The 12,719-nt window shown below is 71.0% G+C and carries 11 protein-coding genes; 8 read left to right on the top strand and 3 right to left on the bottom strand.

Going from position 1 to position 12,719, the window contains the following annotated elements; genetic code table 11:
* Positions 1-31 precede the first annotated feature (31 nt).
* Positions 32-817: an ABC transporter ATP-binding protein gene (locus ACFQ2V_RS11580; RefSeq protein WP_386052845.1), complete on the bottom strand. Its 786-nt coding sequence runs from the start codon at positions 815-817 to the stop codon at positions 32-34.
* Positions 818-877: 60 nt separating this feature from the next.
* Between ACFQ2V_RS11580 and ACFQ2V_RS11575 the strand changes: the two genes are divergently transcribed.
* Positions 878-1,642, top strand: a complete 765-nt coding sequence (locus tag ACFQ2V_RS11575) for a hypothetical protein (protein ID WP_386052844.1) — start codon at positions 878-880, stop codon at positions 1,640-1,642.
* Between the two features lie 23 nt (positions 1,643-1,665).
* Here the strand turns inward: ACFQ2V_RS11575 and ACFQ2V_RS11570 are convergent, their stop codons facing one another.
* A complete protein-coding gene (locus ACFQ2V_RS11570; protein WP_386052843.1) occupies positions 1,666-2,094 on the bottom strand; it encodes a pilus assembly protein CpaE in 429 nt (142 codons plus the stop codon).
* 54 nt (positions 2,095-2,148) lie between these two features.
* On the opposite strand from ACFQ2V_RS11570, the gene ACFQ2V_RS11565 reads away from it, so the two are divergent.
* Positions 2,149-2,907, top strand: a complete 759-nt coding sequence (locus ACFQ2V_RS11565; protein ID WP_386052842.1) for a PIG-L deacetylase family protein — start codon at positions 2,149-2,151, stop codon at positions 2,905-2,907.
* Positions 2,908-3,248: 341 nt separating this feature from the next.
* On the opposite strand, the gene glgA is transcribed toward ACFQ2V_RS11565, so the two are convergent.
* Positions 3,249-4,451 carry a glycogen synthase gene (gene glgA / locus ACFQ2V_RS11560; protein ID WP_386052841.1) on the bottom strand — a complete coding sequence of 401 codons (1,203 nt, stop codon included), beginning with the start codon at positions 4,449-4,451 and terminating at the stop codon, positions 3,249-3,251.
* Positions 4,452-4,553: 102 nt separating this feature from the next.
* Between glgA and glgC the strand changes: the two genes are divergently transcribed.
* The 6 genes from glgC to cphA all read left to right on the top strand — a co-directional run bounded on the left by glgC (position 4,554) and on the right by cphA (position 12,687).
* The gene (gene glgC, locus ACFQ2V_RS11555) at positions 4,554-5,813 is read left to right on the top strand and encodes a glucose-1-phosphate adenylyltransferase (protein ID WP_386052840.1); all 1,260 of its coding nucleotides are present in this window, start codon (positions 4,554-4,556) and stop codon (positions 5,811-5,813) included.
* Complete coding sequence (locus tag ACFQ2V_RS11550; RefSeq protein ID WP_386052839.1) at positions 5,810-6,694, top strand: LLM class F420-dependent oxidoreductase; 885 nt, start codon at positions 5,810-5,812, stop codon at positions 6,692-6,694. The genes glgC and ACFQ2V_RS11550 overlap by 4 nt, the downstream gene beginning before the upstream one ends.
* A gap of 15 nt (positions 6,695-6,709) precedes the next feature.
* On the top strand, positions 6,710-7,441 hold the full coding sequence (locus ACFQ2V_RS11545) for a ZIP family metal transporter (RefSeq protein ID WP_386052838.1): 732 nt from the start codon (positions 6,710-6,712) through the stop codon (positions 7,439-7,441).
* A gap of 81 nt (positions 7,442-7,522) precedes the next feature.
* Positions 7,523-8,779: a phosphoserine phosphatase SerB gene (serB, locus tag ACFQ2V_RS11540; RefSeq protein ID WP_386052837.1), complete on the top strand. Its 1,257-nt coding sequence runs from the start codon at positions 7,523-7,525 to the stop codon at positions 8,777-8,779.
* 9 nt (positions 8,780-8,788) lie between these two features.
* On the top strand, positions 8,789-9,709 hold the full coding sequence (locus tag ACFQ2V_RS11535) for a cyanophycinase (RefSeq protein ID WP_386052836.1): 921 nt from the start codon (positions 8,789-8,791) through the stop codon (positions 9,707-9,709).
* A gap of 86 nt (positions 9,710-9,795) precedes the next feature.
* Positions 9,796-12,687, top strand: coding sequence for a cyanophycin synthetase (cphA, locus tag ACFQ2V_RS11530; RefSeq protein WP_386052835.1), 2,892 nt, complete (start codon positions 9,796-9,798; stop codon positions 12,685-12,687).
* Positions 12,688-12,719: the final 32 nt, after the last annotated feature.

Here is a 12,719-nt window from a genome sequence, read left to right as displayed (position 1 = left end):
CTACGAGTTGCGCCCGAGGGCGAGGTTGCGATCAGGACTCGGCGCGGGCCGACCACCGCTCGCCGTGCTGCTCGAGGACGAGAGGCAGTCCGAAGGTGGCGCTGAGGTTCTCGGCGGTGAGGGTGATCGGGATGGGACCGGCCGCGACGACCTTGCCGTCGCGGATCATGAGGACGTCGGTGAACGAGGGCGGGATCTCCTCGACGTGGTGGGTGACGAGCACCATGGCGGGCGCCTCGGTGTCGGCGGCGAGGTCGCCCAACCGGCGCACGAGGTCCTCGCGGCCGCCGAGGTCGAGCCCGGCGGCAGGCTCGTCGAGCAGCATCAGCTCGGGGTCGGTCATCAGCGCCCGGGCGATCTGGACGCGCTTGCGCTCGCCCTCGCTCAGAGTGCCGAAGGAACGGTCGGCGAGGTGGTCCGCCCCGAGCGCCTTGAGCAGCTCCATCGCGCGGACGTAGTCCATGTGGTCGTAGGTCTCGCGCCAGCGACCGATGATGCCGTAGGAGGCGGTGACGACGACGTTGCCGACCAGCTCGGCCGCCGGGATGCGTTCGGCCATGGCCGAGCTCGCCAGGCCCACGCGCGGCCGCAGCTCGAAGACGTCGACGGCACCGAGCACCTCGCCGAGGATGCCGGCGACCCCGGACGTCGGGTGCAGGCGGGCGGCGGCGATCTGGAGGAGGGTCGTCTTGCCGGCACCGTTGGCGCCCAGCACGACCCAGCGCTCGCCCTCCTCGACCTCCCAGGAGACGTCGTCGAGCAGCGTCGTCGCACCGCGGCGAACGGTGACTCCGGCGAAGGCGAGGACGTCACTCATGGGTCCGACCCTATGACACGGTCGCCGGACGCCGGCGCAACGCACCCCTACGATGACGACGTGCCCGAGCTGCCCGCCTCCGTCCGCCTCGCCCTGTGGGTCACGGCGTCCTGGCACGGTGGGCCCGGGACGTCGGAGGCACTGGCGCGCGCGTTCCCCGACCTCGACCACGTGGCCGGCGACCTGGCCCGGCTCGATGTCTGGCGGGACCTCGGCGAGCAGGCGCTCTTCGTCGCGCTCCCCCGCCCCGGCGACCTCAGCCGTATGCCGCGTGGCTCGGCTGCCGCAACGGCCCACGCTGCCGACGCCGGCGAATGCGTCTTCGTCGCGGGCCTCGGCGGTGTCCTGGTCCCCACGCTGTCGGAGTTCGGACCCGACGGCGACGTCGGTGTGCGCGCAGACTGGACCGCGTACGAAGCCGATCCCGTGCCTCGTCACCGAATGGAGATGCTCGACCTGCGTGAGATCGAGCGCGACCTGATGCGCCGGCTGCGCGAGCACACGGCCAGCTTCGAGCAGGTCGGCGGCCACCCCTGGGGGGACGACGCCCGAGCCGAGGCGGCCGCCGACCTCGACACGGCACTCTGGGGCATCCCGGCCGCGACGTCGGGCCGGGCGCTGCGCATCATGGCGCTCGCTGCGAACCTCTCCCGCCTGGCGCACCGAACGGCCGGCCTCACCTCGCTCGGCTCCAGCGGCCTCGACGCCGGAACGGCGGCCAGCCGGGGCCTGCTGCTGCGCAACCTCGCGGCCGACGCCGACAGCGCCCTCGCCGACGCGACGAACGTCGCCGTCATGTCCATCGCCGGCTGGCGACCCGCCTGAGCCACAGGCGTGCCCGGACGACGCTAGGCGGACCGCTCCTCGCCGGGCGCCGACGAGCCGAGCAGGGCCGCAACGGCTCGCGCGTAGGCGCGCTCGGCGTCGATGTCGACGTGGCGCTGGAGGTCGTCGTCCTGACCACGGATCGTGACGGCATACCCGCCGTCGAGTCGCTCGAGCGCCACGAACGCGTCGCCGATCAGCTCACGCAGCTGGTCCTCGCGGGGCAGCCACACGACCTTGTCCTGCTCGACGCTGTCGAGCGCCCACTCGGTCGTGCCGTTGAAGCCGATGATGTCGCCCGACGTGAAGTGGTGGACGTCGACGGTGATCTCGCTGATGACGAAGACGTCGTCCTCCATGCCCTTGACGGGCACCACGAAGCGGTCGCCGGAACCCGGTTGCCAGACGAGGCCGGCCTCGGCGAGCCGTCGGGCGAGATCGATGGTCAGCATGCTCCATGGTCACATCCGGGCGACCGAAGGCCAAGGGACCCTAGATTGAGTGCCGTGACCGAGCAGAACGAGCAGACCGAGCAGACCGAGCAGACCCGCCTGACTCCCCTCGACGAGACGACCTTCGACACGGTGCTGTGCGTCGTCGCACACCCCGACGACCTCGAGTACGGCACGGCCGCAGCGGTCGACAAGTGGGTGCGTGCCGGCAAGACGGTGACCTACCTGCTCGTCACCCGCGGCGAGGCGGGCATCGACACGATGGCCCCCGCGGAGGCCGGACCGCTGCGCGAGGCCGAGGAGCGCGAGGGCGCTGCCCGCGTCGGGGTCGACGTGGTGGAGTTCCTCGACGGGTTCAGTGACGGTGTGGTCGAGTACGGCCTGCCCCTGCGCCGGGCCATCGCGCGGGAGATCCGCATCCGGCGCCCGGAACTGATCATCTCCACGACGTATGCCGACCACTTCCCGGGCGGCTTCGTCAACCAGGCCGACCACCGCGCGGTCGGCCTGGCCACCGTCGACGCCAAGGCCGACGCGGGCAACCGGTGGATCTTCAGCGACCTGCTCGACGAGGGCCACGAGCCGTGGCAGGTCAAGCAGCTGTTCGTCACGGCGGACCCGGAGCCGACCCACTTCGTCGACACGTCCGAGCACTTCGAGGCAGCCGTCGCCTCGCTCGAGGCGCACGACGCCTACCTCGCCGCGCTCGGACCGGACTACCCGAGGCCCCGCGACCTGCTGCAGTCCATCCTCGGCGGCCCCGCCGAGGTCACGGGAGCCTCCTACTCGCTGGCCGGACGCGTCATCGGGTGAAGGGCGTCGACCAGCCCTGACGCGGCGCCGGTCACGATCGCGAGCCGGTCGTCGCGAACCACGTGGCCACCGGACGGACATGCGGCTCGACGTCGGGAGTGCGACCGAGGACGCCCGCCCCGCCTTCGTGGAGCGCCATACGCCTTGGCATTCCGTTGCGCCGCAGCGGCTTTCGCGAAGGCCTGGCGTGTCGCCGAGGGTGAGCGCCGCCACTGGTCGGGGCGACATGCGTCCGTGGACCGCCTCGACGCCCACGATCGGCGCGCCCATGGCGCGCTCGACGGGACGCACCAGCGGACGCGGGCCTGCGCGCGGTCGGTGCGCGCTGAAGCCTGCCGGCATCAGCCCCCGAGGACCGCCCGGTAGACCTCGAGCGTGCGGTCACCGATGGAGGCCCAGGAGAACGAGTCGACCGCGCGGGCACGGCCGGCCTTTCCGAAGCGCCGGGCCCGGTCGACGTCGGAGACCGCATCGGTCAGGGCCGCGGCCAGGTCGGCCACGAACCGGTCGGGGTCGACCGGCGTGCCGGTGCCGTCCTGCACCTGCTCGATCGGCACGAGCCATCCCGTCTCGCCGTCGACGACGACCTCGGGGATGCCCCCGGTCGCGGTCGCCACCACCGCCAGCTCGCAGGCCATCGCCTCGAGGTTGACGATGCCGAGCGGCTCGTAGACCGACGGACAGGCGAAGACCGTGCCGTGGCTGAGCAGCGCGACCACCTCGTTGCGAGGCAGCATGTCGGGGATCCACACGACACCCTCGCGCTGCGCGCTGAGGTCGTTCATGAGCCCCTCGACCTCGGCCTTGATCTCGGGGGTGTCGGGCGCGCCGGCACACAGCACGAGCTGGACGTCGGGCGGCAGCTGCGCGCACGCCCGCAACAGGTAGGGCAGGCCCTTCTGCCGGGTGATTCGGCCGACGAAGACGACCGAGCGCCTGTCGGGATCGACGCCGTGCTTGCGGACGACGTCGGCTGCCTCGGGAGAGCGGTCGGCCTGCCACAGCTGCGCGTCGATCCCATTGTGCACCACGTGGACTCGTGACGGTTCGAGCGACGGATAGCTTCTCAGGATGTCGTCGCGCATGCCGGCGCTGACGGCCACGACGCCGGCTGCCGACTCGTACGCGGTGCGTTCGGCCCATGACGACACGCGGTAGCCGCCACCGAGCTGCTCGGCCTTCCAGGGCCGCATCGGCTCGAGCGAGTGCGCCGTCACGACGTGCGGCATACCCCCGAGGAGTGAGGCGAGGTGGCCGGCCATGTTGGCGTACCAGGTGTGCGAGTGCACGAGGTCGGCCCCGACGCAGTCGCCGGCCATCGCCACGTCGACCCCGAGGGTCTGCAGCGCCGCGTTGCCGCCCGACAGCTCGGCCAGGTCGGCGTAGGCCGTCGTGCCGGGCTCGTCGCGCGGCGGACCGAAGCAGCGCACCTGCACGTCGATGTCGCCGCGGGCCCGCAAGGCCCGGACGAGCTCGGCCACGTGGACACCGGCGCCTCCGTAGATGGCGGGCGGGTACTCCTTGCTGAGGATGTCGACGCGCACACCTCGACCCTAGTGCCGTCGCCATCCCATGAAGCGAAAAGGTCTGGCGATCTTGCGCGCTGGACCTGTCGAGCCGCCGGACCCTGCCCTAGGGTGGCCAGCATGGCCCGACGAAGCCCTGCCGCTGGTCCGAAGGTTCTTGCGATCGTGCTCGCCGGCGGTGAGGGCAAACGACTGATGCCGCTCACCGCCGACCGGGCCAAACCAGCGGTGCCGTTCGCCGGCATCTACCGCCTCATAGACCTCGCGCTGTCGAACGTCGTCAACTCCGGCTACCTGCAGGTGGTCGTGCTGACGCAGTACAAGTCGCACAGCCTCGACGCCCACGTCACCAAGACCTGGCGCATGTCGACGCTCCTCGGCAACTACGTGACCACGGTCCCGGCCCAGCAGCGCGTCGACAAGAACTGGTACCTCGGCAGCGCCGACGCCATCTACCAGAGCCTCAACCTCATGCACGACGAGCGGCCCGACATCGTCGTCGTCGTGGGCGCCGACCACGTCTACCGCATGGACTTCAGCGCGATGGTCGAGCAGCACATCGAGTCCGGGGCCGCGTGCACGGTCGCCGCGATCCGCCAGCCGATCTCGCTGGCCAACCAGTTCGGTGTCATCGAGGTCGACGACGACGACCCCGCGAAGATCGCTGCGTTCCTCGAGAAGCCGAGCGACCCGAAGGGCCTGCCCGACAACCCCGACGAGGTGCTGGCCTCGATGGGCAACTACGTCTTCACCGCCGACGCCCTCGAGCAGGCCGTGACCGCCGACCACGACGACCCCGACTCGAACCACGACATGGGCGGCGACATCGTGCCCTACTTCGTCGGGCGCGGTGAGGCGGGCGTCTACGACTTCAAGGACAACGAGGTCCCCGGGGCCACCGAGCGCGACCGCGGCTACTGGCGCGACGTCGGCACGATCGAGTCCTACTACGACGCGCACATGGACCTCATCTCGATCCACCCGGTCTTCAACCTCTACAACTACGAGTGGCCGATCTACACCCAGCACAGCCCCTACCCGCCGGCGAAGTTCGTGCACGGCAGCGGTGACCGCATCGGTGAGGCGCTCAACTCGGCGGTCTCCCCCGGTGTCGTCGTCTCCGGAGCCCACATCTACGCGTCGGTGCTGTCTCCGCTCGTCCACGTGCACTCGTACGCGAGCATCCAGGGTTCCGTGCTGCTCGACGGCGTCCAGGTCCAGCGCCACGCGCAGATCCGCCGCGCGATCATCGACAAGAACGTCGTGATCCCCGAGGGCTGCCAGATCGGCATCGACCACGAGTACGACCGGGCGCGCGGTTTCCACGTCACCGAGACCGGCATCGTCGTCGTGGGCAAGGGCCAGGTCGTCACCCGGTGAGCCCTGACTCCCCCGCGGCGCAGGCAGCGCCGGCGAGCTCCGCCGACCCGCGGCCGGCACGTGTCGGCATCCAGATCCCGCCGCAGCACGCGACCTGGGCCCAGATCCGCAGCACGGCAGCGACGCTCGAGGAGCTGGGCGTCGACGTGCTGCTCAACTGGGACCACTTCTTTCCGCTCAGTGGCGACCCCGGCGGCATGCACTTCGAGTGCTGGACGATGCTCGGCGCCTGGGCCGAGTCCACCGAGAGCGTCGAGATCGGCGCGCTCGTCACGTGCAACAGCTACCGCAACCCGAGCCTGCTCGCCGACATGGCCCGCACCGTCGACCACATGAGCGAGGGGCGGCTGATCCTCGGCATCGGCTCGGGCTGGAAGCAGCTCGACTACGACGAGTACGGCTACGAGTTCGGCACGGCCGGTGGGCGGCTCGACAACCTGGCCCGTGACCTGCCGATCATCCGTGAGCGCTGGACGCGGCTCAACCCGGCACCCACCCGTGACATCCCGATCCTCATCGGCGGTGGTGGCGAGAAGAAGACGCTGCGCATCGTCGCCGAGCACGCCTCGATCTGGCACGGCTTCGGCGGCCCCGCGGAGATCGCGCACAAGCACCGGGTGCTCGACGAGTGGTGTGCCCGCCGCGGCCGCGACCCGCTCGAGATCGAGCGCTCTGCCGGGGTCGCCTTCGTCCCGGGCCGCAACCCGGACCAGTCCGGTGACTACGCAGGCAACGCCCAGCAGCTCCACGACATCGGCACCCGGCTGTTCACCGCGAGCGTCGCGGCCGCGCACCCCGACCTGGCCCGCGTGCGCGACCTGCTGCAGTGGCGCGACGAGGTGAACGCCACACGAGCCACCGCGACCGCAGGACCTGCCTGAGGGTACGGACCCGTCATGTTGACCGCGACCTTCTGGGGCCTCGTGGGCGGGGCCGCCCTGCTCGTCGGGGCCCTGCTCGGCCTGTACGCGCATGCTTCCAACCGCGCCATCGGCATCGTCATGGCCTTCGGTTCCGGCGTGCTCATCAGTGCCGTCGCCTTCGAGCTGACCGAGGAGGCGTTCCAGTCAGGCGGCACGCTGCCCGTCGTGGTGGGCCTCGTCAGCGGTTCGCTGGTCTTCTTCTTCGGCGACTGGCTCATCGATCGGCGCGGCGGCCACCGGCGCAAGAGCCCGACGGGCACACCGCAGCAGGGCGCGGGGGCGATGGCCCTCGTCCTCGGGGCTCTGCTCGACGGCATACCGGAGTCGGCAGCCATCGGCGTCAGCATCCTCAGCGGCGGCGAGGTCGGCATCGCCATGGTGGCGGCCGTCTTCCTGTCCAACGTGCCCGAGTCGATGTCGGCGAGCGCCGGACTGCAGCGCGCTGGCCGATCGACCCGCCAGGTGCTTGGGCTGTGGCTCACGGTGACCGTCGTCTCCGGCGTTGCGGCAGGCGCGGGCTACGTGCTGCTCCAGGGCGCCTCGCCGACGGTCGTGGCAGGCATCCAGACGTTCGCCGCGGGGGCGATCATCACGATGCTCGCCGACACGATGATCCCCGAGGCGACCGAGCATGCCGGCCGGCTCGTGGGCCTGGTCACGATGATCGGCTTCGCCCTGGCCTTCCTGCTCAGTGCGCTCGGCTGACACGCAGCCGCGCACCGCACGCCGCGCCGTATGCCGGATGGCGTGGTCGCGCCTGGCCGCGCCCTCACTACGCTGACGCGCGTGACCGAAGAGAGCCGCACGCACGGGACCTCAGGGACGGATGTCCACACGCTCAGCGTCACGGTGACCGGTGACGACCGGCCCGGTGTCACCGGCACGCTGCTCGGCGCGCTCTCGGGCGTCGACGCGGAGGTCCTGGACATCCAGCAGGTCGTCGTCCACGGGCACCTCACCCTGACGGTGCTGCTGCGTCCCGGCGCGCACGTCGACCAGCTGCGCGACGCCGCCGCGGTCGCCGCCCACCGCCTGGGGCTCACGCTCACCGTCGTCGAGGGCACCGGCGACAACGCGCGTCCGCGCCAGGGTCGCGCGGCGGTCGTCGTGCTCGGCGCCCCGCTCAGCGCGGACGCCGTGTCGCTCGTGACGAGCCAGATCGCCCTGCACGGCGCCAACATCGACCGCATCCGAAGGCTCTCGCGGTATCCCGTCACCACCGTCGAGTTCGACGTGTCAGGGGCCGACGTCCCCTCCCTGCGCCGGGACATGGCCCTCGTGGCGGCGTCGGAGGCCATCGACATCGCCGTGGCGCCCGGTGGTCTCGCGCGGCGCGGGCGTCGCCTGGTCGTCCTCGACGTCGACTCCACCCTGATCCAGCAGGAGGTCATCGAGCTGCTCGCCGCCCACTGCGGACGTGAGGCCGAGGTCGCGCAGGTGACGGCCCGGGCGATGGCCGGCGAGCTCGACTTCGAGGAGTCCCTCCGTGCGCGTGTCGAGACCCTGGCCGGCCTGCCCGCCACGGTCCTCGACGAGGTGCGTGCCGCCGTGGAGCTGACGCCCGGGGCGCGCACGCTCGTGCGCACGCTCAAGCGGCTCGGCTTCACCGTCGGCCTCGTCAGCGGGGGCTTCATCGAGATCGTCGGAGACCTGGCGTCCGAGCTCGGCATCGACCACGCCCGCGCCAACCAGCTCGAGATCGTCGACGGGCACCTCACCGGGCGCGTGGTCGGCGACGTCGTCGACCGGGCCGGAAAGGCCCACGCCCTGCGCGAGTTCGCCGCGCAGGAGGGTCTTCCCCTGAGCCGAACCGTCGCGATCGGCGACGGCGCGAACGACCTCGACATGCTCGACGCGGCCGGTCTCGGAGTCGCCTTCAACGCCAAGCCGATCGTGCAGGAGCAGGCCCAGACCTCGGTCAACGTGCCCTACCTCGACTCGGTGCTCTACCTCCTCGGCATCTCCCGTGAGGAGATCGAGGAGGCCGACATCGACGACGGCACGCCGACCCAGGCTCCGCCGGTCCCGCACCACGGTCACTAGGCTGGCGCGATGCAGACCGTGGCCACCTCGTCAGCAGCCTCGCACCCTGACGGCGTCCGGCGCACACTGCTCGTCATCGGTGGCGCCGAGGACCGCATCGGTCGGTCGGTCGTGCTCAAGCGTTTCGTCAAGCTCGCCGGGGGCCGGCGTTCACACATCGTCGTGATCCCCACGGCGTCCTCGTTCGCCGACGAGGTGTCCGAGGCGTACCGCGACGTCTTCACGCGCCTTCGCGGGGGCGACGTGTCGGTGGTCAACCCGGCGACCCGGCGCGACTCCAACGACCGCGCGATGGTCGAGCTGCTCGAGAGCGCGACCGGGGTGTTCCTCACCGGCGGCAGCCAGGTCAAGCTCGCCCAGAACATCGTCGGAACCCCCGTCGGCGACGCCATCGTGCGCGCCTACGAGCGGGGCGCCGTCGTCGCCGGCACCTCGGCGGGTGCCTCGATCATGAGCCGTTTCATGATCTCTCTCGGTGAGGAGGGACTCACGCCTCGCCAGCGCGCCAGCCAGATCTCGGCCGGCCTCGGCCTCGTCGAGGACGTCATCATCGACCAGCACTTCGACCAGCGCGGCCGCTACGGCCGGCTCATGTCGATGGTCGCCGCGTCACCCAACCTGCTCGGCATGGGCATCGACGAGAACACCGCCGCCGAGATCCGCGGCGGCTCGGTGATGTCGGTCATCGGCGCCGGCTCGATCTTCGTCGTCAACGCCCGCAACGCCATCACCGACGCACCCGACGCGAGGCGTGGTGCGCCGCTGCTCGTCTCCGGCGCGGTGGTGCACTCGCTGCCGACGGGCAGTACGTTCGACCTGGGCCACGTCGAGCTGACCGCGTTCGTCGAACGTCACCCCGACGTCGAGGGCGCGGTCGTCCCGGCGAAGGTCCGGGCGGCGCGCTCCTCGACGAGCAGCGCCGCTCACTAGTCCAGCCAGTTCCCGCCCGTCCCTGACAGTACGGTCAGCGCGAGGTGCCCGTGCGGCATACGACGCGACCACCTAGGAGGAGATCCATGGCCGTCGAGGTCCCCACCCCCACAGGCCCGGCCCGACCGGACCTGAAGATCCTCGAGACCCGGATCTACCGCGGCCCCAACGTCTGGTCCTACCAGCAGGCCATCCATCTCGTCGTCGACCTCGGCAGCCTCGAGGAGTACCCCACGGTCTCGCTCGACGGGTTCACCGACCGGCTCATCGAGCTGGTGCCCGGCCTCGAGCGGCACACCTGCTCGCTCGGCCGCCGCGGCGGCTTCATCGAGCGGCTTCGCGAGGGCACCTGGCTCGGCCACGTCGCCGAGCACGTCGCCCTCCAGCTGCAGACCCTCGCCGGCCACGACTCGCGCCGCGGCAAGACCCGCGCGGTCAAGGGCCAGCCAGGCCGCTACAACGTCATCTACAGCTACACGGACGAGACGGTCGGTGTCGCCGCCGGCAAGCTCGCAGTACGCCTCATCAACCACCTCGTCGACAGCGCGGACGGCTTCGACTTCGAGACCGAGTTCAATGCGTTCCTGAAGCAGGCCGAGCGGGTCGCCTTCGGACCGTCGACGGCGGCCATCCTCGAGGAGGCCGCGTCGCGCGACATCCCGTTCATCCGCCTCAACTCCGCTTCCCTCGTCCAGCTCGGCCAGGGCGTCCACGCCCAGCGCATCCGGGCCACGATGACCTCGAAGACCGGCGCCCTCGCCGTCGACATCGCGAGCGACAAGGACATGACGACCAAGCTGCTCGGCTCCGCCGGCCTTCCGGTGCCCAGGCAGGAGGCCGTCCGCACACTGCGCGGCACGGTCGACGCAGCCCGACGCATCGGCTTCCCGGTGGTCGTCAAGCCCCTCGACGGCAACCACGGGCGTGGGGTGTGCCTCAACCTCCAGAGCGACGAGGAGGTCGAGAAGGCGTACGACATCGCGAAGGCCGAGTCGCGGCGCGGCACCATCATCGTCGAGTCGTTCGTCACCGGGCGCGACTACCGCTGCCTCATCGTCGGTGGGCGCATGCAGGCCATCGCCGAGAGGGTGCCCGCGCACGTCGTCGGTGACGGCACGCACACCGTCGGCGAGCTCGTCGACATCACGAACGCCGACCCGCGTCGTGGCGTCGGGCACGAGAAGGTGCTGACGAAGATCAAGGTCGACGCCAACGCGCTCGAGATCCTGACCGGCCAGGGGTACACCCTCGAGTCGGTGCCGCCCGAGGGCGAGATGGTCAAGCTGGCGCTGACCGGCAACATGTCCACCGGCGGCATCTCGATCGACCGCACCTTCGACGCGCACCCCGACAACGTCGAGATCGCCGAGGAGGCCGCGCGCATCGTCGGCCTCGACGTCGCGGGCATCGACTTCATCTGCCCCGACATCACCTACCCCGTACGCGAGACCGGTGGGGCGATCTGCGAGGTCAACGCCGCCCCCGGGTTCCGCATGCACACGCACCCCACCGTCGGCGAGCCGCAGTTCATCGCGAAGCCGGTCGTCGACCTGCTCTTCCCGCCTGGCGCCCAGTCGCGCGTGCCGATCGTCGCGGTCACCGGAACCAACGGAAAGACGACGACCTCGCGCATGATCGCCCACATCTTCAAGGGCCTCGGTCGCAAGGTCGGCATGACCTCCACCGACGGCGTCGTCATCGACGAGCGGCTCGTCATCAAGGCCGACGCGTCCGGGCCGCGGTCTGCGCGGATGGTCCTGCAGAACCCCCGCGTCGACTTCGCCGTCATGGAGGTCGCCCGCGGCGGTATCCTGCGCGAGGGTCTCGGATACGACCGCAACGACATCGCGGTTGTCACCAACATCGCACCGGATCACTTGGGAATGAAGGGAATCGACACCCTTCGCCAGCTCGCTGACGTCAAGGCCGTCATCGTCGAGGCGGTCCCGCGCGACGGGTTCGCAGTGCTCAACGCCGACGACCCGCACGTGCGCAACATGCGCCGCCGCTGCTCTGGCGGCATCGTCTGGTTCACGATGTCCGAGCCCGGCAGCGAGGTGCGCGAGTTCGTCGACGACTACTGCCGTCGAGGCGGGCGCGCCGTGGTGCTCGAGCCCAGCGACCGCGGCGAGATGATCGTCATCAAGCACGGCCGCCGCAGCATGCAGCTCGCGTGGACGCACCTGCTGCCGTCGACCTTCGGCGGTGCGGCCCGCTTCAACGTGGCCAACGCCCTCGCCGCTGCGGGTGCCGCGTTCGCCGCTGGCGCGCCTCTGCACGACATCCGCCAGGGCCTGCGCACCTTCGCCACGACCTACTACCTCTCCCCCGGCCGCCTGAACCTCGTCCAGGTGGCCAACGCCGAGGTGTTCGTCGACTACTGCCACAACGCGGCCGGCATGAAGGAGCTCGGCGCGTTCGTCGACCGCTACGCGCAGCAGAAGCAGGGACAGGCCGACCTCGGCCGCACGTCGCGCATCGGCATGATCGGCGCAGCCGGTGACCGACGCGACGACGACATCCGCGAGCTCGGCGCCGTCGCCGCGCATCACTTCGACGTCATCGTGGTCCGAGAGGACGCCCGCCTGCGCGGTCGCAAGCCCGGAGAGAGCGCGGCGCTCGTGGCCGAGGGGGCACGTCAGGCGATGGCCGAGGGCGCCCGCTGCCGCCAGGTCGAGATCGTCCTCGACGAGCTGGAGGCCACCCGGCACGTGCTGGGCCGCACCAACCCGGGTGACCTCGTCGTGATGTGCGTCGACCAGCACTCGATGGTCGTCGCGGAGCTCGAGGAGCGCACGAAGCACGCCCAGGCCGGTGCCCGTATCGGAACGCCGGCGGCCGCGACGAGCGACCCCGACCTCGACCCGAGCACGCTCACCGAGACGGCCGAGGCGGTGGGCGACGAAGCCGAGGGTGAAGCGCTCGGCGCGGTGCCGGCCGAGGCCCAGCCCGAGATGGCCGACGACACCGCCATCTGAGGCGCGCTGCTCGACCTCCGAGTCGCCCACGC

Source organism: Terrabacter terrigena (assembly GCF_042676085.1).
GTDB classification, from domain to species: domain Bacteria; phylum Actinomycetota; class Actinomycetes; order Actinomycetales; family Dermatophilaceae; genus Terrabacter; species Terrabacter terrigena.
Note: the sequence above shows the minus strand (reverse complement) of the source record. Positions and strands in the feature narration are given on the sequence as shown.

Excerpts from the sequence above, each read along its gene's own strand:
- ACFQ2V_RS11545 (WP_386052838.1), top strand. The coding sequence starts at position 6,710 with ATGTTGACCGCGACCTTCTGGGGCCTCGTGGGCGGGGCCGCCCTGCTC.
- ACFQ2V_RS11580 (WP_386052845.1), bottom strand. The coding sequence starts at position 817 with ATGAGTGACGTCCTCGCCTTCGCCGGAGTCACCGTTCGCCGCGGTGCG.
- glgC (WP_386052840.1), top strand. The coding sequence starts at position 4,554 with ATGGCCCGACGAAGCCCTGCCGCTGGTCCGAAGGTTCTTGCGATCGTG.
- cphA (WP_386052835.1), top strand. The coding sequence starts at position 9,796 with ATGGCCGTCGAGGTCCCCACCCCCACAGGCCCGGCCCGACCGGACCTG.
- ACFQ2V_RS11535 (WP_386052836.1), top strand. The coding sequence starts at position 8,789 with ATGCAGACCGTGGCCACCTCGTCAGCAGCCTCGCACCCTGACGGCGTC.
- ACFQ2V_RS11570 (WP_386052843.1), bottom strand. The coding sequence starts at position 2,094 with ATGCTGACCATCGATCTCGCCCGACGGCTCGCCGAGGCCGGCCTCGTC.